20 protein-coding genes are annotated in these 21,484 nt (G+C 40.2%); 7 read left to right on the top strand and 13 right to left on the bottom strand.

Annotated elements, in window-relative coordinates; translation table 11 throughout:
- Nucleotides 1-57 precede the first annotated feature (57 nt).
- The 3 genes from ACE1B6_RS24540 to ACE1B6_RS24530 form a co-directional block, all read right to left on the bottom strand.
- Nucleotides 58-306: a FeoA family protein gene (locus tag ACE1B6_RS24540; RefSeq protein ID WP_413259904.1), complete on the bottom strand. Its 249-nt coding sequence runs from the start codon at nucleotides 304-306 to the stop codon at nucleotides 58-60.
- A 235-nt stretch (nucleotides 307-541) separates the two neighbouring features.
- Entirely contained in the window at nucleotides 542-1,807 is a 1,266-nt protein-coding gene (locus ACE1B6_RS24535) for an ABC transporter ATP-binding protein (RefSeq protein ID WP_413259903.1), read from the bottom strand.
- 11 nt (nucleotides 1,808-1,818) lie between these two features.
- The gene (locus ACE1B6_RS24530) at nucleotides 1,819-4,377 is read right to left on the bottom strand and encodes a DNA gyrase/topoisomerase IV subunit A (protein WP_413259902.1); all 2,559 of its coding nucleotides are present in this window, start codon (nucleotides 4,375-4,377) and stop codon (nucleotides 1,819-1,821) included.
- Between the two features lie 125 nt (nucleotides 4,378-4,502).
- On the opposite strand from ACE1B6_RS24530, the gene ACE1B6_RS24525 reads away from it, so the two are divergent.
- A complete protein-coding gene (locus ACE1B6_RS24525) occupies nucleotides 4,503-4,901 on the top strand; it encodes a response regulator (protein ID WP_413259901.1) in 399 nt (132 codons plus the stop codon).
- A gap of 372 nt (nucleotides 4,902-5,273) precedes the next feature.
- Here the strand turns inward: ACE1B6_RS24525 and ACE1B6_RS24520 are convergent, their stop codons facing one another.
- Nucleotides 5,274-6,158, bottom strand: coding sequence for a tetratricopeptide repeat protein (locus ACE1B6_RS24520; protein WP_413259900.1), 885 nt, complete (start codon nucleotides 6,156-6,158; stop codon nucleotides 5,274-5,276).
- Nucleotides 6,159-6,599: 441 nt separating this feature from the next.
- On the opposite strand from ACE1B6_RS24520, the gene ACE1B6_RS24515 reads away from it, so the two are divergent.
- The 6 genes from ACE1B6_RS24515 to ACE1B6_RS24490 all read left to right on the top strand — a co-directional run bounded on the left by ACE1B6_RS24515 (nucleotide 6,600) and on the right by ACE1B6_RS24490 (nucleotide 12,779).
- Nucleotides 6,600-8,192 (top strand): efflux RND transporter periplasmic adaptor subunit, encoded by a 1,593-nt coding sequence (locus ACE1B6_RS24515; protein ID WP_413259899.1) that lies wholly within the window; start codon nucleotides 6,600-6,602, stop codon nucleotides 8,190-8,192.
- 113 nt (nucleotides 8,193-8,305) lie between these two features.
- Nucleotides 8,306-9,520, top strand: a complete 1,215-nt coding sequence (locus tag ACE1B6_RS24510; protein ID WP_413259898.1) for an ABC transporter permease — start codon at nucleotides 8,306-8,308, stop codon at nucleotides 9,518-9,520.
- 216 nt (nucleotides 9,521-9,736) lie between these two features.
- Nucleotides 9,737-10,453 carry an ABC transporter ATP-binding protein gene (locus ACE1B6_RS24505; protein WP_413259897.1) on the top strand — a complete coding sequence of 239 codons (717 nt, stop codon included), beginning with the start codon at nucleotides 9,737-9,739 and terminating at the stop codon, nucleotides 10,451-10,453.
- 59 nt (nucleotides 10,454-10,512) lie between these two features.
- Nucleotides 10,513-10,974 (top strand): DUF29 domain-containing protein, encoded by a 462-nt coding sequence (locus ACE1B6_RS24500; protein ID WP_413259896.1) that lies wholly within the window; start codon nucleotides 10,513-10,515, stop codon nucleotides 10,972-10,974.
- A gap of 16 nt (nucleotides 10,975-10,990) precedes the next feature.
- Nucleotides 10,991-11,455: a DUF29 domain-containing protein gene (locus tag ACE1B6_RS24495; protein WP_413259895.1), complete on the top strand. Its 465-nt coding sequence runs from the start codon at nucleotides 10,991-10,993 to the stop codon at nucleotides 11,453-11,455.
- Nucleotides 11,456-11,588: 133 nt separating this feature from the next.
- Nucleotides 11,589-12,779, top strand: coding sequence for a tyrosine-type recombinase/integrase (locus ACE1B6_RS24490; RefSeq protein ID WP_413259894.1), 1,191 nt, complete (start codon nucleotides 11,589-11,591; stop codon nucleotides 12,777-12,779).
- Between the two features lie 1,618 nt (nucleotides 12,780-14,397).
- Here ACE1B6_RS24490 and ACE1B6_RS24485 read toward each other — a convergent pair.
- The 9 genes from ACE1B6_RS24485 to ACE1B6_RS24445 all read right to left on the bottom strand — a co-directional run bounded on the left by ACE1B6_RS24485 (nucleotide 14,398) and on the right by ACE1B6_RS24445 (nucleotide 21,243).
- Nucleotides 14,398-14,805, bottom strand: coding sequence for a hypothetical protein (locus ACE1B6_RS24485; protein ID WP_413259893.1), 408 nt, complete (start codon nucleotides 14,803-14,805; stop codon nucleotides 14,398-14,400).
- Between the two features lie 83 nt (nucleotides 14,806-14,888).
- Complete coding sequence (locus ACE1B6_RS24480) at nucleotides 14,889-15,299, bottom strand: hypothetical protein (protein WP_413259892.1); 411 nt, start codon at nucleotides 15,297-15,299, stop codon at nucleotides 14,889-14,891.
- 371 nt (nucleotides 15,300-15,670) lie between these two features.
- On the bottom strand, nucleotides 15,671-16,222 hold the full coding sequence (locus ACE1B6_RS24475) for a hypothetical protein (protein WP_413259891.1): 552 nt from the start codon (nucleotides 16,220-16,222) through the stop codon (nucleotides 15,671-15,673).
- Between the two features lie 176 nt (nucleotides 16,223-16,398).
- Nucleotides 16,399-16,926, bottom strand: coding sequence for a hypothetical protein (locus ACE1B6_RS24470; protein WP_413259890.1), 528 nt, complete (start codon nucleotides 16,924-16,926; stop codon nucleotides 16,399-16,401).
- Nucleotides 16,927-17,120: 194 nt separating this feature from the next.
- The gene (locus tag ACE1B6_RS24465) at nucleotides 17,121-17,798 is read right to left on the bottom strand and encodes a hypothetical protein (protein ID WP_413259889.1); all 678 of its coding nucleotides are present in this window, start codon (nucleotides 17,796-17,798) and stop codon (nucleotides 17,121-17,123) included.
- Nucleotides 17,799-18,107: 309 nt separating this feature from the next.
- Entirely contained in the window at nucleotides 18,108-18,278 is a 171-nt protein-coding gene (locus ACE1B6_RS24460) for a hypothetical protein (protein WP_413259888.1), read from the bottom strand.
- Nucleotides 18,279-18,298: 20 nt separating this feature from the next.
- The gene (locus ACE1B6_RS24455) at nucleotides 18,299-20,191 is read right to left on the bottom strand and encodes a P-loop NTPase family protein (protein WP_413259887.1); all 1,893 of its coding nucleotides are present in this window, start codon (nucleotides 20,189-20,191) and stop codon (nucleotides 18,299-18,301) included.
- A gap of 28 nt (nucleotides 20,192-20,219) precedes the next feature.
- Nucleotides 20,220-20,672 (bottom strand): hypothetical protein, encoded by a 453-nt coding sequence (locus ACE1B6_RS24450; protein WP_413259886.1) that lies wholly within the window; start codon nucleotides 20,670-20,672, stop codon nucleotides 20,220-20,222.
- Nucleotides 20,656-21,243, bottom strand: coding sequence for a hypothetical protein (locus tag ACE1B6_RS24445; RefSeq protein WP_413259885.1), 588 nt, complete (start codon nucleotides 21,241-21,243; stop codon nucleotides 20,656-20,658). Before ACE1B6_RS24445 ends, ACE1B6_RS24450 begins: the two co-directional genes overlap by 17 nt.
- Nucleotides 21,244-21,484 lie beyond the last annotated feature (241 nt).

The raw sequence follows: 21,484 nt of genomic DNA, 5'->3' as shown, positions 1-21,484 counted from the left end.
AATTTCACCTGCACAAAGTTAATAATTTATTAATAGCTGGGTTTAATAATTGTCAGCTTAATTTGTTGCTTCCATTGTCTGAATTAATACCATTTGGGCTTCGGTTCTTCTAATGGCGATTTCCGTAGTAGAACCGACTCGAATGTGCAACGGGCCACCAAACCAAGCTTGGCGCAAAACTCTAATTGGTCTGTTAGGAACAATTCCCATTGCTTCTAAGCGTTTCGCCAATCCTTGACCATGACGGCTTAGTTGTACACTTTTGACAATCGCCAAACTACCCGGTTTGAGTTCTGATAAGGTCATTGTTTGAGTTAGGTTTATTTTTATTGTTTCTGATTATAAAGTACAGTATTTGGGAAATATTTTCAATTAGTCTTGATAGCGAATTTACTTGGCTTTTCCGATGAGACAAAAACCTCTGATGCTGACGGTAAGCAGCTTTTAGGTACATCGTCAAAAGTTAATTGTCTCTTATCATTAAGAAAACTTATGCAATCAACGTATATCTTAATTTTTAAATAAGAAAATTAAAAAAATATTAATATTTGGGAAATATGGCTAAGTTAGTTTCCGGGTCAAATAAATGAATTTTTTTACTTAACAACGCTAAGGATATTTTATCACCAATAGTTACTTGTTTTTCCGGTGGAATTCGCACTTGTAAACTAAAATCCGGGTTAGTTTCACCCAGCAAGTGAACTGATAAATGAGTTTCATTTCCTAACGCTTCCACTAAATCTACTTCTACTTGTAAATTTTCTGGCGCGGGAACGCTGAGGCTAAAATGTTCGGGACGAATGCCTAGAATTAGGGATTGCCGATCGAACTTTCGCAAAGCATCAGCCCAAATTTCTGGTAAAGTGAAGCGAAATTGTGGATGATTAATTAATAGCGGCGCTTGGAAATGTACCGGGATAAAATTCATTGGTGGGGAACCAATAAATTGAGCGACAAACATATTAGCGGGATGGTTGTATAATTCTAAAGGTTTAGCTAATTGTTGCAATTGACCTTGATTCATTACGGCGATGCGATCGCCCATTGTCATCGCTTCAGTTTGATCGTGAGTCACATAAATAGTAGTAGTGCCCAACTGACGCTGTAATTTCACAATTTGAGTACGAGTTTCCGCTCTTAATTTAGCATCTAAATTAGATAAAGGTTCATCCATCAAAAAAACTTGGGGATTTCGAGCAATAGCACGTCCTAAAGCTACCCGTTGTTTTTGTCCCCCAGAAAGCTGCTTTGGTAAACGTGACAAAAGCGACTCAATTTGTAATAATTGCGCCACAGTTTTTACTTGCTTCTGCACAGCTTTTTCCCGTTCCGAAAGGTAACGCAAACTTTTCGGAAAAGGCTTAGTTACTCTGACTAAGAAATCTTCTTTAAAGTGGGAAAAGTTCTGTTTTGGATTGACAGGCAAGATGCCTGTGCTACGGTTCATTCGGCGCAAACCAAAGGCGATGTTATCATAAACAGTTAAATGGGGATAGAGAGCGTAATTTTGAAATACCATTGCAATATCGCGTTCTTTTGGTGGTAAATCATTTACCAAACGATCGCCTACCCAAATATTCCCGCCTGTTAACTCTTCCAATCCCGCAATTAACCGCAATAACGTACTTTTACCACAACCAGAAGGGCCGACTAATACCATAAATTCGCCATCTTCCACCGTCAGATTAATCCGGCGTAAGACGGGAGTAGGCGATGAAGAATTTTCTCCCTTTTTAGCTTCCGATTCCGAATTTTCCGAGCGATCGGAAAAGCTTTTATAAACATTTTCCAGAACAACTTTTGCCACGCTGCAACCCCTTACGATTCACTATCAACGCTTACTAAATTGACAACTTTTTCCTCTTCCTTGAGCTTGTTAATCCGATCGCCAGTCCCATCCTTACCCCAAAAAGGAATCCGTTCCACAGATAAAGCGATCGTTCTAGGTGTATCAGTTAACAGCATAACTTTAGTTTCAGGAATTGCTTCTACCATGCTAACTAAAGCATCTGATTTGCTGGTATATTGCAAAGCTTGAGTTCCAATATCACCCAAATTAGCTAAACGAATTGCACTAATTGGTAATCGCTTGGCATAACCTAACTGAGTAACTAACAACAAATTATCATCTTGATTGATACTAACCGCACCAATTAACTTTTCGTGACGACCTAATCTTAATGCTGGTAAACCTCCAGCACCACGACTCATCACAGGTAATTGTTGTTCGTTGAGTAAGAAGCGCAAAATGCGTCCATTAGTAGTAGCTAAAGCCATCTCTCCGCGATCGTTAGCGGGGAAAGCATACAATAATCGATCGTCATCTTTTACTTTTAAAACTGTTAAACCGCGCCGAGTTAAATTAGCGAATTCCGAAATTGCTAACCGCTTAATTCGTCCTTCTTCACTCACCACAACCACAGTATTAGAATCCTCTGCTGACGGCGCGATAAAATATCCCGCCAAAATTTCGGGAATTTCCTTAACTTGAGGTAACAAACTAACTAATGGTGTACCTTTTGCTTGTCCCGAAGTCGGGGGAATTTCCCCAACTTTCACCGGGAAAGCTTTACCGCTACCAGTTACTACTACTAAATCAGCTTCCGTAGTGGTGGAAAAAGTTTTCACTACACAATCATCAGCAGATTTAAAATTTGATTTACTGGCATTTTTTGCCAATCTCCTGATATAACCTTTGTTAGTAATTTCTAAGTTTGCTTCTTCAGGAGTAGAGGTTAAAGGAGTAAATAAGGAAAGTTGCCCTTCGGAATCTTCGGTTTTTGATTTATTTCGGCGACGTTCTTTAGGAACTCTAATTTTCTTTTCGGGGCTGTTTTTGGCTTGGCTTGCGACAACTACAACGTCTTTGTAAATGCGCGTGCGTCGAGGATCGTTGTATTTCTTTTTCAAAGAACGCAAATCTTTTTTCAAAGCTTTGAGTAATTCATGTCGATCGCTCAATAATCTTTGTAAAATTTGAATTCGTTCCCTAAGTTCGGTTAATTCCTGTTGTAATTGCTGACGTTCTAATCCAGTTAACCGACGCAAAGGCATGGCTAAAATGGCATCAGATTGGCGATCGCTAAAATTAAATTGACGTTGAAAAGTAGCTTTTGCCGTCGAACCATCAGGCGCATTGCGGAGAATTTCAATAATTGCATCTAAATTTTCTAAAGCAGCAATTAAACCTTCAACTAAATGCAAACGTCTTTCAGTTTGTTCTAATTCATGGCTATATTGTCGAGTCAGAGTTTGTTCCCGGAATCGGAGAAATTCTTGTAAAATTTCCCGCAAACTTAATTGTTTAGGTTGTCCATCTACTAAAGCTAACAAGATCGCACCAAAATTAGTCGCTAGTGCCGTTTGTTTGTATAAATGTTCCAGAAGTTCTGGCGGACTAGCATCGCGTTTTAGTTCAATAACTACACGCATTCCTTCCCGATCGCTTTCATCCCGAATATCCGCAATCCCCTCAATTTTACCTTGATTAACTAACTCAGCAATCTTTTCAATCCAAGCCGCCTTATTCACTTGGAAAGGTAATTCTGTAACTACGATCGCACTGCGCGTAGTTCCCCTTTGCCGCTGACGACCTCTGCCAATCTGAATTTCTTCAATCTTGGCAATTCCCCGCACCGTAATCGTACCCTTTCCAGTAGTGTAAGCCTCACGAGTTCCTTCAGTTCCCACAATTTCGCCCCCAGTGGGAAAATCCGGGCCCGGAATTAACTCCAACAATTTATCATCAGAGAGATTAGAATCGTCGATTAAAGCAATTAACCCATCTACCAACTCACCCAAATTATGTGGAGGAACATTAGTCGCCATTCCTACCGCAATTCCAGCGCAGCCATTAAGTAATAAAATGGGTAATTGGGCAGGTAGAACTACAGGCTCTTGCTGGGAATTGTCAAAATTAGCGATAAAATCAACTGTAGCTTCGCCAATTTCGCTCAACATCGCCTCATGACTAATTGGTGCGAGGCGTGTTTCTGTATAACGCATCGCCGCTGGAGGATCATTATCTACTGAACCAAAATTGCCATGACCTGACAATAACGGATAACGACAGGAAAAATCCTGCACCATTCGCACCAAAGCATCATAAACTGCTTGGTCGCCGTGAGGGTGGTATTTACCTAAAACATCTCCAACCACACGGGCACACTTCCGATAAGGTCGATCGGGTGTTAATCCCAATTCGTGCATCGCATACAAAATGCGTCGATGTACGGGTTTCAACCCATCGCGGACATCTGGTAAAGCTCGCCCGACAATCACACTCATGGCATATTCAAGATAAGACCGTTGCATCTCTGTATGCAGAGCAGTAGTGATAATCTGTCCTGAAGAGAGTATGTTTAACTGTTTTGCCATGAGTTAATGTTCCTTAATGTTGACGAAAAAATAATCTATGGGCGCGAAACCAGCAATTTTTACAGTAGTATCAATCGGCATAGCCAATACTGTCTTATTCTGAATTTAGGGAAAGGGAAACTAAAATGAAAACTGTTCTAATAGTTGAAGATGATCCAATTAACCTTCGTGTTTTCTCGAAGATTCTTACTAAGCGGGGTGGTTTAGAAGTTAAGGGTACTGAAGATGTAGAAGAAGTAATGAAAATTGCCCAGACTGGTCAAGCTGACTTAATTTTGATGGATGTTTCTCTACAACACAGTAGTTACCAAGGTAAATCTGTGGATGGGATTAAAATTACCCAAATGTTGAAAGCCGATCCGCAAACTGCCAATTTGCCTGTGATTTTGGTAACGGCTCATGCGATGGAGGGCGATCGGGAAAACTTCCTCAAACAAAGCGGTGCCGATGGCTATATCTCTAAACCTGTAGTCGATCATCAACAATTCGTAGATCAAATCATGGCTCTGCTGCCTAAAGACTAAAAACATAACTTAATTCAATACCGCAGACACTCTCACACTAGCCTACCTGAGCTATTCCTTGCACAGGCAGGCAGCAGGCAGGGGGTAGGTAGGCAGAGCGGTAGGGGAGCAAGCAGAGAATTAGAGCTATTTTTTCGGGGTTGATTCATCTTTAACGCGATTCTAATTTAGGTCTTACAAGTACTTATGTACTACTTTATGGTCTTTTCAGCAATAAGTTTACTGAAACTGAGCGAATAAATTATAATGTAAAGTTAAGCTTTTTTGGCATTTGAACGGGATTAGGGAGTAGGGAGTAGGGAAGAAAGGGTAAAGGGTATAGATAAAATCTAATTCCCCCCCTGCACCCCTGCCCCCCCTGCACCCCTGCCCCTAACGCGGTGCTGCTTGAGGTTGAGAAGGTTGAGAACCTTGGGCGATCGTGGCTTGCATTCTGGGGGTAGCGAGGAATTTTTGTGTGTCGCTAATTAAGCGAGTACCCCAAAGATTTTGCTTTAAAAAGTCGATATCAGCATAGCGATCGTCACTTTTAATCGCAGCTTCTCCCAAGGTTAAAGCCTTTTCTCGATCGCCTTTGGTGTAGAGAGCGACTGCGATCGCTAACTTAGGTTCTACGCCATCCTTTTCAATAGTTAGAGCTTTTTGCCATTGCGTAATCGCCGCATCGACATTACCCTGTTCATATTTAATCAGACCAATGTTGTTAATTGCAGGCCAGAATTTAGCATCAGCTTTCACAGCTTTTTCGTAGCTGTCTAAAGCTTGGGGAAATTGATTTAACTTGTAATAAGTATTTCCCAAATCAAACAAAGCTTCGGGAGAATTGGGTTTAAGCTTCAAGCCACCTTTTAAAGCCGCCAGCGCCGCATCATACTTTTCCTGTTGAAAGTATGCCGAACCCATCGCAAAGAAAATAGCAGCTTCGTCAGGTTTTAAAGCCTGAGCTTTTTTAAGCGCCGCAATAGCTTTGTCTAATTGATTATTCTGCACATACAATCCACCCAGGAGAAACCAAGCTTGGTAACTTTTTGGGGAAAGCTGTGTTGCTAATTGGGCACGGGTTAAAGCTAATTCATACTGTTGGAATTGCGCCAACTGAGCAGCTTCTTGTGCTAGGCTTAACCCTTGCTGCTCCAACTGCGATGTGTTGAGTTGGAGTGCATGGGGAACAAGCGCCTGTCCAAAAGCTGGTGCAGCCACGCTCCAAATCCCGAAGATGAACAAAAGATGAAACCAAGGTTTACGTTTGGTTGGCACAGTACAGCCTCGAAGTCAGAAGATGTCGTCAGTTTAGTTTAACGATACTCTACCTCATTATTTCGGACAAGTTCGGCTAGCCAGTTAACTTTCTCGATCTCTAAGCGGATTTATTGATTGTGAACCGGAATTAAGTTGCTGGTGTCTTTAACTTATGTAGAGTCAGAATCGCATTTCTCTGCCAAGCAATACCCAATTAACCGATCCTGCTCGATCGCGAAAACTCGTTACCATTAAGAAGAGTAAACTAAACTGACCACTTATGTATATTTTTCAGTCAAACCAACCGATATACTTACCTGAGATCGGGATTAAGGTTAAAGATGAAAATCAAACCATTGATAAAACCTACACTCAAATCTCTGTACTGTTCTGAGCTTATATTTATTGTCTGAGTAATTCCCCTATCCCTCACCGTTCCGATTACATAATTTCCCAATCATGCAACTTCCTTTTATTGGTAAAAAATCTGACCAACGCACCCCTTGGATTGCCGGGTTAATCGCTGCTGGACTATTAAGTGTTTCAGCTGGTACTTACGTCGTAGTCAACCGAGTAACGCCGCGAACTGATGTGGCGCAAGTAACTGTCCCTGTTGAAGCCAAGACAATTACCCTGCGAATTACAGCCAGCGGTACAGTAGTGCCAATTCAAACAGTTAACCTCAGCCCAAAAACTGCGGGAAGAATTTCTGAGTTAATGGTTGAACAAGGCGACGAAGTAAAAGCAGGCGATATCATTGCCAAAATGGATAATGCGGACATTCAAGCGCAACTAGCGCAAGCGAAAGCAGCATTAGCCAAAGCCCAAGCCCAGTTAGCCGAAATTCGCGCCGGAAATCGCCCGGAAGAGATTTCCCAAGCTAGAGCCAGATTATCACAAGCCCAAGCCCAGTTAGCCGAAGCTAGAGCCGGAAGTCGCCCAGAAGAAATTGCCCAAGCAAGATTTCGTTTAGATCAAGCTAAAGCCCAGTTAACCGCAGTGCAAACTGGTAATCCTCAACAAATTGCTCAAACTCAAGCGCAAGTTCAAGCCGCCCAAGCTAGGTTAGATTTAGCCAGACAACGTTTAAAAGCTAATCAAAGTTTAGCTAGTCAAGGGGCTATTTCTAACGATCGCTTGCAAGAAGTTACTTCTGAATATCGCAGTGCAACAGCGAATTTAGAAGAAGCAAAACGCCGATTAATACAATTAAAAAATGGGATTTCTCCCGCAGAAATTGCTCAAAAACAAGCAGCGGTTCAAGAAGCAGAAGAAGCTTTAGATTTGTTGCAAAAAGGTACTCGCCCGGAAGTAATTGCTCAAAGACAAGCAGCGGTGAGAGAAGCACAAAAAGCCTTAGATTTGTTAATAGCAGGTTCTCGCCCCGAAGATATTGCTCAAGCTGAAGCCGGAGTCAAAGAAGCGGAAGCGAGAGTTAAACAAATGCAAGTGCAATTAAGTGATACGATTATTCGCGCTCCTTTTGAAGGAATTGTTACTCAAAGATACGCAACTATTGGGGCTTTTGTTACGCCAACAACTACGGCTTCTACTAGTGCTTCAGCAACTTCTACTTCGGTGGTAGCGATCGCTCGTGGTTTAGAAATTCTCGCCAAAGTTCCTGAAGTTGATATTGGGAATATTAAACAAGGACAAGATGTAGAAATTGTCGCCGATGCTTATCCCGATCGAGTATTTAAGGGGAAAGTGCGCTTAATTGCTCCCGAAGCAATTGTCGATCAAAATGTTACTTCTTTCCAAGTAAGAGTGGAATTAGTTACTGGGTTGGAAGAGTTAAAATCGGGAATGAATGTGGATTTAACTTTTCTAGGAAAACAGGTTAGCGGTGCTTTAATGGTGCCGACGGTGGCGATCGTTACCGAAAACGGACAAACCGGGGTTTTATTACCAGGTGAAAGGAACAAATCAGTATTTCGTCCGGTAACTATTGGTTCCACAATAGAAGACCAAACTCAAGTTTTAGAAGGTTTGAAAGAAGGCGAACAAATCTATATTGATTTGCCCAAAGATCGGAAAAAAATTCAACCGTAGGGACACAAGAGATGAGAGATACTCATCCCAATCCAAAGATTAATTATGCTCTGTCCCTACCTAATTCGGGAAAACATTTTTGGAATAAGCTTTGTTAGTAATTAACTGGAAAAATGGATATTGTTGAAAGCGTAAAAATGGCAACTACTACTTTAGTTGCAAACAAATTGCGTAGCACTTTAACGATGTTGGGTATCATCATTGGTAATGCGTCGGTAATTGCTATGGTGGGAATTGGGCAAGGGGCGCAAAGGTTAGCATCAGAACAGTTTGAATCCCTGGGTCCAAATGTTTTGTTTATCATCCCTGGTAATCAAAATGCTCAAAGAAACCGGGATATTCCCAAAACTTTGATCTTAGATGATGCGAAAGCGATCGCACGTCAAGTACCCTCGGTGACAGACGTAGCGCCACAAATTCAAAGCCGTCAACCAGTAGTTTATAGTAATAGAAATACCAACACTCAAATTATCGGTGTTACCCCAGAATTTTTACCAGTTCGCAGTTTTGATTTAGCTAGAGGTAGATTTTTCAGCGATCAAGATTTGAAGAGTAACAACCAAGTAGCGATCCTGGGATCTGATGTAGTTGGTAAACTTTTTGGTAATCAAAACCCCATTGGTGAAAAAGTGAGAATTAGAAATCTCAGCTTTTTAGTAATTGGGGTGATGGAATCAAAGGGTTCTTTCTTGGGAAGTAACCAGGATGATACAATTTTTATTCCGATCACTACAATGGCTAATCGCCTCAGAGGAAGAACTTCTCCTTACGGGACTGAAATAGATTTTATTGCGGTTTCGGCGCGAGATGCTAATAGTATTGGTGCGGCTCAATTTCAAATCAGTAATTTGTTAAGATTGCGCCATAAAATTACCACAGAAGATGATTTTACGGTCAGAACTCAAAGAGATGTTTTGCAAATTGTCGGAACAATTACAGGCGCTTTGACTTTAATGTTAGCTGCGATCGCCGGAATTTCTCTATTCGTCGGCGGAATTGGCGTAATGAATATTATGTTAGTGTCAGTGACAGAAAGAACTCAGGAAATTGGCTTGAGAAAAGCGATCGGTGCAACGCAGCAAGATATCTTAATTCAATTCATGATTGAAGCAATAATTCTCTCTGCTGCTGGTGGGATTGTCGGAACTGTAATTGGAGTTGGTGGAGTCGCTTTAGTTGGTGCTTTAACTCCTTTAAAAGCAGGAATTTCACCAGTTGCGATCGTCCTAGCTGTAGGAATTTCCGGTGGTATCGGTTTATTCTTCGGAGTAGTTCCCGCACAACGCGCCGCCAAATTAGATCCAATTGTAGCTTTGAGAAGCGCATAGATTGGGAACTGGGAAAACAATAATGTAATTATGTAGGGGCGGGTTTAGCAGATAATCTTTGTCACCCACAGACAATATCTCAACAAAACCCGCCCCCGACAAATTCTGTAAGGGCGGGTTTTGTGGTTAATTCTTCTGTTGTGAGTACAGATTCATCTGCTAAACCCGCCCCTACAAACTCAAAGATTTAATTCGGTAAATTAGGAAAAATCAAATATGCTCAAATCAATAATTATTAGATTAGAAGACATTAGCAAAGTTTACGGTAGTGGTGATACAGAAGTAAAAGCACTACAAGAAGTTAATTTAGTAGTTGAAGAAGGTGAATATTGCTCAATTATGGGTGCTTCTGGATCGGGTAAATCTACAGCAATGAATATTATCGGTTGTCTCGATCGCCCTTCCTCCGGTAACTATTATTTAGATCGAGTCGATGTTTCCCAATTACCAGATGCAGAATTAGCCAAAATTCGCAATCAAAAATTGGGATTTGTCTTTCAACAATTCCATCTTTTACCCCAATTAACTGCAATGGAAAATGTCATGTTACCAATGGTTTATGCAGGTGTTCCAGGGGGAGAAAGAAAAGAACGGGCGGTGGAAGCACTTACCAAAGTGGGATTAGCCCAAAGATTAAATAATAAACCAAATCAACTTTCTGGGGGGCAACAACAGCGGGTGGCGATCGCACGCGCCATAGTCAACCGCCCAGTATTATTATTAGCAGACGAACCCACAGGCGCATTAGATTCTAAAACTACCCAAGAAGTAATGGATATTTTTACAGAATTAAATGAAAGTGGGATTACAGTCGTCATGGTAACTCATGAACCAGAAGTAGCAAAACAAACCAAGCGCATAGTTTGGTTCCGCGACGGTGAAGTATTACACTCTCACCTCACCCCCGAAGAAATTGCCACAGTCGCCGTTTGACACTTTTTAATGGAAAGCCCAAACACCTGCAAGCTTTGGCAAAATTAAAAAACATTTGTATGACGATATCTCAATCAGACTCTCAAACTTTCAATCTTTACGATCGCGATTTTTGTTTATGGGCACAAGAAACAGCCAAACTTTTACGAGAGGGAAAGTTGGCAGAAATTGACCTACAACACCTAATAGAAGAAGTTGAAGATATGAGTGGGAGTCAAAAGCGGGCATTACTCAGTAATCTTCGAGTTCTTTTAATGCACCTTTTGAAGTACAAATATCAGCCAGAGAAACGTTCTAAAAGTTGGCGAAGTACGATTATTGAACATCGGATTCGTTTGCAAGAAGCTTTTGAGGAAAGCCCTAGTCTGAAAGAATATTTTAAAGAAATTTTTGATCGAGCGTATCAGAAAGCTAGAAAACAAGCAGCACAGGAAACTGAATTACCTCTCAATATCTTTCCTAGCGAATCACCTTTTACTCCCGAACAAACTCTTAACGAAGATTTCTTACCCGAACAGTAGTTAGCAATTAAAAAAAATGGAATCAGCCCAAACAATAGCAAGTAATACACCAAGTCTTTACGATCGCGATTTTTACTTATGGATTGAAGAAACTCTTAGGCTACTGCGGGAAGGCAAGTTAGCCGAGATAGATATAGCCAACTTAATCGAAGAAATTGAGGATATGGGCAAAAGCCAAAAACAGGCTGTTCGCAGTAATTTAATCGTGCTTTTAATGCACCTTTTGAAGTACAAATATCAACCAGAAAAGCGATCGGGAAGTTGGAAATATACCATTAGAGAACACCGACGACGCTTGATAGAAGCATTTGAAGATAGCCCAAGTTTGCGTAATTATTTGGCAGAGGTATTCGATAAGTGCTATCAAAATGCCAGAAAGGAAGCCGCAGACGAAACTGAATTACCTCTCCATATCTTTCCTAGCGAGTCACCTTTTACTCCCGAACAAACTCTTGACGAAGATTTTTTACCAAACCCCTAATATATCTATTTTTTAAAATGGCTCAGGTCGGATTTGAACCAACGACCCCAGGCTTATGAGTCCCGTATTTTATCACATAAAACGTAGATATGACAAGGGTTTTCAATGATGCCCTCTTCCCAAATCAACTGATTTGGGTAAGAAACAGGGTAAAATGTACCAGTCAAAGCCACCACAAATAAAACCTGTTGATAGCGAAGGGTGTATTAGAATTCAGTTCGTTATTAACGGGGTTAAGTACAGAGCTAACCCTATTTATCGAGGCAACTATAACAATCCAGCACATCTAGCTAAAGCTGAAAGTATAGCAGCACAGATTAAACATGATATAGCTGCTGGGTTATTTGATTATTCGGATACCAAACTATCTAAGTACTGTATTAAGAAAGAAGTACCCTCTATCGTTACTTCAAAAAAAGTTCCCAACCTATTAGAGTTATGGAACCAATTTGAAGAAAGGCAAAAGGGCAGGGTAGAAGAAACTACTATTAAACAGGATTACTCAAGAGTAAGGAATGCTTTAAGTAAACTCACTACAGAACAGTTAAAGCTTGATAACGTTCACCTCTTAGGGGATATCCTTTTAAATCATTATAGTGCCGGAACACTTCAAAAGGTCTTTACTCACTTAAAAGCTTGTGGTAATTGGGCAGTTAAAAGTAAGACTTTAACTAATAACCCATTCACAGACTTATTAGAGCAATTACCAAGACAAAAGAATAAAAATAAGAAACCAGAGTGTTTTACTGCTGAAGAAATACCAATAATAATAAAAGCCTTCAGAAGTGATACCTATACCCCAAAAGAATCAAGGTTTAAACATAGTCATTATGCTGACTTTATTGAGTTCCTATTTCTTACGGGATGTAGACCTGAAGATGCGATCGCTTTAACTTGGAATGACATTAAACAAGACAAAATAACCTTTAGTAAAGCCTATAGTAATGGAGTACTAAAGGGAAGTAAAACAGATGTTATTAGAAACTTTCCGATAAACAGTCAGCTAGAAGAGTTTTTGGAAAGGAGAAAAACTAATCATACTTATTTCCCTAACTCCCTTATATTCCCCAGTCCTACAGGCACTTACATTAACCTGCATAACTTCACTAATAGGTGCTGGAGAAAAGTAGTTAAACAACTAGTAACAGAAGGCAAGGTTAGCCAATATTTACCTCTCTACAATGTCAGACATACCTTCATCACACTGATGTTAAGGAAGGGAGTGGATATGCAAACTATAGCTATGCTTTGTGGCACTTCAACCCAAATGTTGAGGGAATACTACTGGAGTCCTGACAGACAGGTGAAGCTACCAGAAATCTAAAACTTAATAAATATTTACCTAAGCTTGCCTAGTAAGGGCTGAGTCCGTCCCCTGGTTTTATTGGGTCAGTATTTGGGTAACTTTGGTCAGTATTTGGTCAAATGTCAGGATAAGACAGGCGATAGCCTAAAAACTTTATACTATATACTTAGTGTCCGTACTTTTGATGTACGTAGCAGAAACAGAGAAAACTAAAACCACCTTTGTATACTTGGTGGTTTAGTAAAGTTTAATATCTAGCCCTATACAGGGAAAGCGATCAGATCGTGTAGACCTATTTGCAATAAAATATCCAATTCAGCCCTTACAGGGGTATTTCGTTAAGTCATGTAGACGACTTATTTGGAACAGAATCTTTCAATACCTGATAGGTATTCCTTAGACATTCAACAATTACATAAGGCTACCCAATAAGTCAATTAGTTTTAACATAACTTCATGAAGTCGCCTCGTATCGCATCAGGCGATCGCCTACAATCACTCTCACCAAACAGACTTAACAATGGAATGCGTCTATAAATAAGGTATTGATGCGCTTAGGGTTTTTGTGACAAAATACCCCCATATTTTTGTGACAAAATACCTTACTTGGGGTAACATAATAAAGAAATAACTGCATACCAGTTATTCTGTTGCAGATAAGACTTCTTGGTTTTTTGCACTGAATAACTCTACACCAGTTACCACCTTGAAAACCTAAACAGGCGGGTTTAAACCCTAGTAACTACATTTATGTCATTAGACATCGTAGTTAATAGGTGGTGTTTGGCTTGATATTAGCCCCTATCCCCGGTAGGGGACTGAAACTCTAAGAAGAAACTTAGTAAAACCAGTCAAGCTAATCCTACTACCTGATATAAGGAAAGCCTGATAGTTGCGGCTATCAAGCTATCTCTAAAACAGGTGAGTGGAACCTATTTACCTATTTTCCGTTCTCCTTATTGTTTGTAGGGAAGTAACACCCTTTCTAGAAGGGGTTTGTCTTCTACCTTATGGTAGATATTTATTCCGTTTACTTTTCTGGGGCATCGCCACCGGAGTTGAAAGTAATCCCAACGCATTTGTTGGGTTATTACGTTTACATCCTTCGGTGACAAATCTGCCAGTAGATCTGAGTAGTCTGCCTTAAGCCAGTCTACGAGAAAGGTCATACCGGGGGGTAACGCCATTGTTTTCATTAAATAGACTCCTGCCTTAGATAGGCAATAATTTAATAAGTTGAGCAAATGACTGGGTGAGTGTACCAAACTTGTAATTCAGTCATTTTCCTCATTTCCAAGAATACTATATACCCATAGTAAATGGATCGATTTCGCACCGTCCTTGCCTTAGTAAGTATCTAGTAAGGAGAAATACTTGGTTGGACGTTTCACCATACCAAGCTGTAGTCCACAGGAGGTAAAGCAAAGCCCAAGCTTTTATGGACGTAGTATAATGAGGCAAAAACAAGGGACTACCAAAATATTTAAGAGTGATCGCATCATCGTCAGCAATTAAAACCTGAAAACTAAACTGTTTAGTCTAGCAATAGCCAAAAGAAACACCTGGCAAGCATAGATACTTATCAGATGCTATTTGGTCATTATTAGGTCAACACCAGAATAGAACAGGTGATCGCCTAACCGCCTTTAGCCTCAGCCTTTAAGCGCCGGATCATGTAGGTGATGCGATCGCGTAGTCCGATAGTCTTAAAGTCACAATACGCACTTAATGCCTGTTGGTTTCTGTATTGCCTGTTCTCAAAAGCAAAGTATTCTAGTATATCGATCGCAGCTGTACTGTCCACTACGGCTGTTCGGGGTATAACTGCCACAGACTTGTTAAAAACTTTGCCTTCTAGTCGCTTTAATGTCGCTGGCACTGGGGTATCAGAGATACCTAAGAGACTATCTAACAGCCTAACGATAACCGCTAGGGGTACACCAGCAAGGATGCTTAAGCCTTTTACGTCAACCCCTACAGCTTGACTCTGGGAGTGCTGAAAGTAAGTAATACCCTGTTGAGTCAGTACGTTTACTTGATCCATTATGGTTCTAGTCCTTGGTTAATGTCTTGGTAAGTCTTGGTTACTTTATACTTAACAAAGTAGGTCAACCTGCGTAACAGATGCTATAGCTTAACGTGGTGAAAATGACTATCTGCGTAACTGGCTATGCCTAAAGTATTTACTGAGCTACACTGGGAGGCTCCCCAGACAAAAATATTGTATTGGTAGCCAACATTAAGAATGGTTTTCAGATGTCTCAGGTCATCTTTACTGATGAAGTGACTGTTAAAGTCGTCTAGCATCAATAGGAATGATCTACCGTTCCTAACGCCGTGAATCATGCGATCGCGTAAGATATCGTAAGCTACATCTATAGTGCCTGTGAACGCTGTCTCAGGTTCTAACTCCACTTTGAGCGCCTTAAGTGTGGTTAATAGCAGAGTTTTACCGCTTCCTGTCTGACCTGTTACCCAAATATTCTGACGTAACTGCTCTTTAACTGGTCTGTTGTCTATCCAAGATATGATGTGCATTTTGGCTGTGTCCTATGTCTTGGTTATGGTTCAATGCTCGTAATAGTTAACCTACTATGTCAACTAGTTATCTAAGGAAAACTTTGTACTTTTCGCCTATTCGCTTGATCTCTACAAACCGAAGATCATCTCTGGGTACTCGTTCCAGGGTTAGGTAAATGGGGAAGTCATCAGTTATGCCGAAGTCCTTTCGATGCAGTAAGGTTTTGTAGGTGACGTGAAGATCGTTAGTGTAAATAGGCTTAGGCTGTATTGCGGCTAGAAACTGTCTGATCAGTTCATCCATCTTATTACCTTTGAGTACTTGTACTTATGGACTGAGAACTAGTTAAGGCTACTGGTTAACTAGTATTTAGTAGCCTTTACTGGGATTAATAGCAGTAAACTTGGTAGTTGACTTTACGCGCTTCTGCTATGTTGTTTAAAGCTTGCATGGCTTCTGTAGGATGGTTGGTAACATCGGGGTGATACTTTTTAGAAAGCTTTCTATAAATCTCTTTCCAGGTCATACCAGCGATCGATAAGATGCCCCATTCTGATGTAATAATGCCGAAGTAGCGATCGTATTCCTGAGCAGACTTACTTGCCTTAGCTTGTGCCGCTTGCTGTTCAGCTTCCTTTCTTGCTTGTTCAGCTTGGTATCTCGCTTGCTGTTCTGCCTGCTGACGTTTTAACTCTTCATACCATTGGGTGTACTGGTCATCAGATGAGGTTTCTTGTTTTTGCTGTCTATCTCCGAAATACCAAAAGTCGTTATACAGGCGGATAGCTTCTTCTTCTAGGATGAACTTTTTGCTGTTGAGTTTGACTGATACTCTGTAACCCGCTTGTCTGTAAGCTTTTAAAGCCTTTTGAAGTCTTCTGTAGTTGTGGCTATTAGCTGCTGATCCGAGTTCGTTAACAAGTAGTTCTTGAGTAGTCATTGCTGTAGTTCCTTGGTTAATGTCTTGGTGGGCTGTGTGGCGCTGCCCTGTTCTCTATACTTCTTATTATGCACTAGTTGACTAGTTATGTCAACCAGTTAAACATGGTTTCAAAAAGTTGAGTATATTTGCTTAGTATGTCTTACTAGCTAGTCAACTAGTGAACCTGCGATCGCTTATGCTACCTGATTTCCCATATAAAGGTAAGAAATACACTTGAGCGCGTTTAGTGGGTTGTCGTCATCACCCAACAACTCTGGGTAATATTTTTCTTTCAGAATATTATATGTCTGCTCTTGACTAATACCTTTATTTCTGAGGTCGCGCCATTCGTAAGTTATCCTATCTTCCCAAGTGTAGCGCCTACCCTGTCTTAGTTCAGCCTCTTTTCTTTCTCTGTCTAAATATGACTGCTCTACCTTATTTATTCTTTCTTGCCATTCGGTGTAAGTCTCCTCTGTAACATCGGGTAAAACATCCAACAGAGTTTTTATTATTTTTCTGTGGGCAGAATAGTCAGCAAGTACTCTGATAACCTCTTGATACAGCGCCGCTTTAGTTGTGGTAAGTTTCCCGATAAAAAGCGTGTAACCAGCTTGTTTATAGTCTTTTAATGCTTTTTGGAGACAGAGGTAACTAGTTTTAAAACTGTTGTTTGAGATGACATGGTTTAGTTGAGTAAAGACCATTGCATCATATCTCATGGTTTAAGTCCTTTGATGGCTTAGTTTCCACTATATTTACACTAGTTATCTTAGATAGTTAACTAGCCTTGTCTAAGGCTGTCTTTGTACTATACATTATTTTGTACTGGTTGACCAGTTATGTATACAAGTAAAATAAAAAACTGCCCTATTTTAAGGCAGTTAACTAGACTCAAATGTTACTGGGTATAGGTTTAGAAGTTGCTTAAAAATGCTTGACGTAAAGCCTCAGCAGTGGTTATCTTCTGCTGACCTGGTTTATTTTTGTTGGGTGCAGGCGTACCAGTGCCATTAGGTAAAGACTGAGCAGGTAGGAAATGTTTACCAGCTTCGGTAGTTAAAAAAGCATCTACCGCTTCTTGTAGAGTTTGCCCGTCAGCAGTATAGAAACTTCCGTCTTTCTCCAAAGCATTATTTTTAAACCTGTTGCTTAGTAACTCGATAACTACTGGTTTATGCAGTACAGGTTGCTTGTCTAAGGCAGTCAGCAGGGTATTGTCAAACCTCATTGATACAGCCTCAGCATCTCTACGTTTCTGCTCTTCTTTGGCTTTATTTAGCTCAGTTTCTAAGTTTCTCAAGCGGTTCTCTAAAGTCTTAACCAAAGCTTCTTTAGTGTCCTGTTTGTCTTCTTTCGACTGCTCTGGTTTCTTCTCAGGTTGCTTAGGTGCTGAGTTGTTTTTCTCTAAAGTTTCCAGTCTAGCTGCCAAAGGTATTATTAGTTCTGTCAGCTTGGTAGATAGTATCTCAGTTAGATCTTGGGTTTGTTTCTCAGCAGGCTTATTTTCTTGGCTATCAGGCTGAGTCTGTTGGCTATTCTCGATCGCCTCTTCAGTTTGTGTACTTTCAATATTTTGGTTTTCAGTGTCCATAGATAATAGTTTTTAGGTTATTGCTACTATTACCTAGTATTTCTGAGCTTGGGTTAATATCACAGGTTAACTAGTGATATCTGCATTTTTAAAGCAGCACTCGCTTTTAAGCGTCATCGAATACATCAGAAAGTCTGAAAGCCTTTGCTCAGTCTGACTGTTGTATTCTCGGCAATAAAAGGTCATCGTGCCGCTATCCATCACCATTATAACGTCATTGGTCAATATTTGGTCAAAATATCGTGGTATTTGGTCATTTATTGTAATGGTCAGTATTACACAGCTTTTGGTCAGTGTTATTACTATCTATCAGGTTTGAACTTTAAAGCCGTTTACAGTTAACAGGCGGTAAGTTACTAGAGCCTCTATGATGACATCTGTTTTACTTTTTCCAGTTACCTCTTGATAGTCCAGTAACCAGTCATTGAGATCTTTATCTATCCTAAATGAACAGGTAGACTTGTCTTTTTCTTTTTCCATTATTTTGTTACTCCCTGTTATTAAGTTTCAGGTAGTTCTAACATATTCCAAATGTTGCAACCTTCTTTATATTTCTTGCCTCCCATTTTCCAGATATTTTTTATTATCTCGCCTCGTTTCTCACCTTTAGCGATCGCATCTAAGGCTACTTGTTTAAGTTCTGTCTTAGTCCAACTTTTCCCGAAAGCCTCTATAGTCTCTTCAGAACCTAAAACACTATCATTAACAGTTCTACTATCAGACTCAGCAGGAATATTTGTAAAGTGAACTTTGTTAACATCCGAAATGCTAGATCCAACTCCGTCATTTTTATTATTTGTCAACGCAATATTGTCAGGATTATCAGAAATAACTGAGCGATCGGAAATATAAGAATCATTCTCAGAGCCATCATCGTTATCAGACTCAACAGCTACAAGCCTTGAGTTATCAGCGTTACTGTTATTAGTTACTGAGTTATTCATCACATTGCTTAGTCTGTCTGCAATAACTGAGGATGGTAACTCCTGTAACGTAGTATTGGTAATGGTTTCAGAGTTTAAGTTATTCTGTAATACTATAGTATTATCGGACGAGGCTCCCAAAGACTCGGAACTAACAGGCTCTTTTTGTGTTTTTAATCTGGCTACTTTTTGGGTGCTATTTCTAATGCTTTGTAGGCTCTTAGCTGTACCACTTACTAGGCTATTTTGAGCTTTAGATCTCCAGTCTAAGCGAGTCTTAGAAAACTGTGTAATAGCCTCTTTCATTAGTTGATAAGGTGGTCTTTGAGCATAGTTTTCTTCCACCATACACGCCCATCTTTCCTCTAGTAGACGTTGGTAAAACTCAGGGTTAATGTCATTACTTTTCATCAACTCTTTAGCATATTGTTTAGCAAATGAACCTAAACGAATATATGTTAAAGACTCTCTGATCTCTCCCTTACCTTCGATACCTAAAAGCTTAACCGTCTGACCTTGAGCTAATAGCCAAAGTCTTATTTTTACTTTTCTTGCCTCTAAAATAAGCTTTTCCATTACGTGAGCTAAAAGCTTTTTCAAGGCAGAAGAAATAGCGGGTATTTCGTCAATGAACCATTCATGCTGCTCATAGTCTTCTATGCCTTGATCGCGTAGTTTATAGCGCCGATCCATTTCTGCATAAATGGCTTTTAAGACTTGTGAAACAGTAGGCGGTTTATCTAACCGATAGTTGACAATATCTTCATAGCTAACCTCTGGATCTTTCTCATCTCCGTAATACCTACCACCACCAAAAACACCATCAAAACCTTGCCAGTCATCCGGCTTAGTGTGAGGAGCAATAGCGTAACGTTTACCGCCATTTCCTGACATTAATAAGCCTAAATATTCAGCCAGTGTACTTTTACCATCCCCAGTAGCACCGACTATTAAAATATGTGGAAACTGGTCAGGATCTTGTCTGAATACATCAAAGTTAAAAGCATCTCTGTAAACAGGCTGTGGTGCTTGCTGCTGCATCATCATCTGCATTTCCATTGGGGTAGGCTTAACCCTTGGTGGTGGAAGTTGTAAAGATGCAAAATGTTTATTAGCTTCTAAAAGTGCTTTTTGTCTGTCATTTAGTTTTATTTTTGTCGGTAGTTGTCCAGCCGTTAAAGGTCTACTGGGGTTTATGCCAAATGGGTTTTTACGCTGTGATGCGACAATATAAGCATCAATAGTATTGTTGTCTAAACCGTAACCCTCAAGCTGTTCTCTGAGTTTTTGCTGTCTTTTTCTCTGTACGTAGCCAGAAGCCGCTGAGATGCCAGCTAAGGAAGTATAAGTAGTTTTAAATGGTTCTTTTTCATTCACTGACAAGCCAAGAAAACCTAGAGAAACAACTAGGCTTAGACCTGCAAAATGTTTATTTAGGACTGATCTAATACCTAGTTCTACTAAGTTCATCTGGGGCTATTTCCTATTTACTAAATGGTTACAAAATGGCGAATAAAATACCAGTGGCTATTAAGCAAAGTCGATAAGCGTAGAGTGTAGATCCGACCTGTTCACCAGCTATTAAAACCAGATACAAAATGACCAAAATAGCAAAACCACCGATAAACAAAATAGGTATTAAAAGCTTTCCCGAAACGGCTGGTATGTAGGCGATCGCTAAATAAGCACAACGACTGATAAAGGCACTGGTACAAGTCCATACAACCGCGTCTTGTACATAGTCAAAAACTGTAGGCGGTACATTTAGATCTGATCTAAAAGCCTGTTGTAGTAGTTCTTGCGGATCTTCCTCTTCTTCCTCTTCTGGTATTTCACCAGGTAGGTGTAGCTGTCTAGATACCTCTGTGCCTGAGTATTCATCTTTGTAGCGGATCTGGACTACCTGATCTACATTTGTCCCGTCTTGGTTTTTCTTATTGGGGTTTACCATATTTTTCTTCCATTATCTTAAAAGCTTTGTACAGTGCTGTTCCCGGCTCTGCTGTGTACTCCTCTTCAGGCAACCCACCACCTAAAACCCAGTCATTCGGGGGCTGAAATACGCAGATAGTAGCCAAACGCCCGGATGGAGCCTTAAACTTGATGATCTTTTTGCAGGTGTCCGTATAGCCGATGTATGGGATAAATGGCTCAACTTGGTAATATTCCACATCTGGTTTAGGTTTTGGTGTGGCTTTAGCTTTTGGGTTTAATACTGGCTTATCGCGCTTAGGTTTAGTTTGTTCCGGCTGATCTGTCTGTTGAGTAGGCTGAGGTAAACTAGGTTGACTACCTCGATAGCTTTGATAAACTTTCCAGCCAACAGCTAGAAATATTGCTAGGCAGATAAAAGTTAATGAACCCCATGCTAACTTCTGACCTAGATCTATTTCTTGCAGTTGTTCATCAGTCAGACCTTTCTTTTTACCTTTGCCTTGTTTGTTAAGTTTTCCATTGCTAGTCTTACTGTTTTGGTCTTGTTGGTTTTCTAAAACTTCATTATTTTTCTGTTTATTTGCCATATAAACGCCTCATTATTTGACAGGCTTTAAACATTGCCGATCAACTGGCAACTGTGAGGTTTAAGGTAATAGCTTCTAGTAGACTATTGAGAGTTATTTTCTGTAGTTGATGGCTGATAACTCTGCCCATTACTTATTACTATTGAGGTGACACTTAAAGCGAGAAGTAATGCAGAGAATAGGGCTATTTTTGAAAAGTCATTAACTAAGTTAAGCGGTTTGTTCTTCCTGTGGCGTATTA

The organism is Floridaenema fluviatile BLCC-F154 (assembly GCF_041929135.1).
Classification (GTDB): Bacteria; Cyanobacteriota; Cyanobacteriia; order Cyanobacteriales; family Aerosakkonemataceae; genus Floridanema; species Floridanema fluviatile.
The sequence above is the reverse complement of the archived record's forward strand: the minus strand, read 5'-3'. Positions and strand labels throughout refer to the sequence as shown.

Bases quoted from the DNA above. Each gene is read 5' to 3' on its own strand.
- ACE1B6_RS24540 (WP_413259904.1), bottom strand. From the start codon at position 306: ATGACCTTATCAGAACTCAAACCGGGTAGTTTGGCGATTGTCAAAAGT.
- ACE1B6_RS24530 (WP_413259902.1), bottom strand. From the start codon at position 4,377: ATGGCAAAACAGTTAAACATACTCTCTTCAGGACAGATTATCACTACT.
- ACE1B6_RS24525 (WP_413259901.1), top strand. From the start codon at position 4,503: ATGAAAACTGTTCTAATAGTTGAAGATGATCCAATTAACCTTCGTGTT.
- ACE1B6_RS24515 (WP_413259899.1), top strand. From the start codon at position 6,600: ATGCAACTTCCTTTTATTGGTAAAAAATCTGACCAACGCACCCCTTGG.
- ACE1B6_RS24510 (WP_413259898.1), top strand. From the start codon at position 8,306: ATGGATATTGTTGAAAGCGTAAAAATGGCAACTACTACTTTAGTTGCA.
- ACE1B6_RS24505 (WP_413259897.1), top strand. From the start codon at position 9,737: ATGCTCAAATCAATAATTATTAGATTAGAAGACATTAGCAAAGTTTAC.
- ACE1B6_RS24500 (WP_413259896.1), top strand. From the start codon at position 10,513: ATGACGATATCTCAATCAGACTCTCAAACTTTCAATCTTTACGATCGC.
- ACE1B6_RS24495 (WP_413259895.1), top strand. From the start codon at position 10,991: ATGGAATCAGCCCAAACAATAGCAAGTAATACACCAAGTCTTTACGAT.
- ACE1B6_RS24485 (WP_413259893.1), bottom strand. From the start codon at position 14,805: ATGGATCAAGTAAACGTACTGACTCAACAGGGTATTACTTACTTTCAG.
- ACE1B6_RS24480 (WP_413259892.1), bottom strand. From the start codon at position 15,299: ATGCACATCATATCTTGGATAGACAACAGACCAGTTAAAGAGCAGTTA.
- ACE1B6_RS24475 (WP_413259891.1), bottom strand. From the start codon at position 16,222: ATGACTACTCAAGAACTACTTGTTAACGAACTCGGATCAGCAGCTAAT.
- ACE1B6_RS24470 (WP_413259890.1), bottom strand. From the start codon at position 16,926: ATGAGATATGATGCAATGGTCTTTACTCAACTAAACCATGTCATCTCA.
- ACE1B6_RS24465 (WP_413259889.1), bottom strand. From the start codon at position 17,798: ATGGACACTGAAAACCAAAATATTGAAAGTACACAAACTGAAGAGGCG.
- ACE1B6_RS24460 (WP_413259888.1), bottom strand. From the start codon at position 18,278: ATGGAAAAAGAAAAAGACAAGTCTACCTGTTCATTTAGGATAGATAAA.
- ACE1B6_RS24455 (WP_413259887.1), bottom strand. From the start codon at position 20,191: ATGAACTTAGTAGAACTAGGTATTAGATCAGTCCTAAATAAACATTTT.
- ACE1B6_RS24450 (WP_413259886.1), bottom strand. From the start codon at position 20,672: ATGGTAAACCCCAATAAGAAAAACCAAGACGGGACAAATGTAGATCAG.
- ACE1B6_RS24445 (WP_413259885.1), bottom strand. From the start codon at position 21,243: ATGGCAAATAAACAGAAAAATAATGAAGTTTTAGAAAACCAACAAGAC.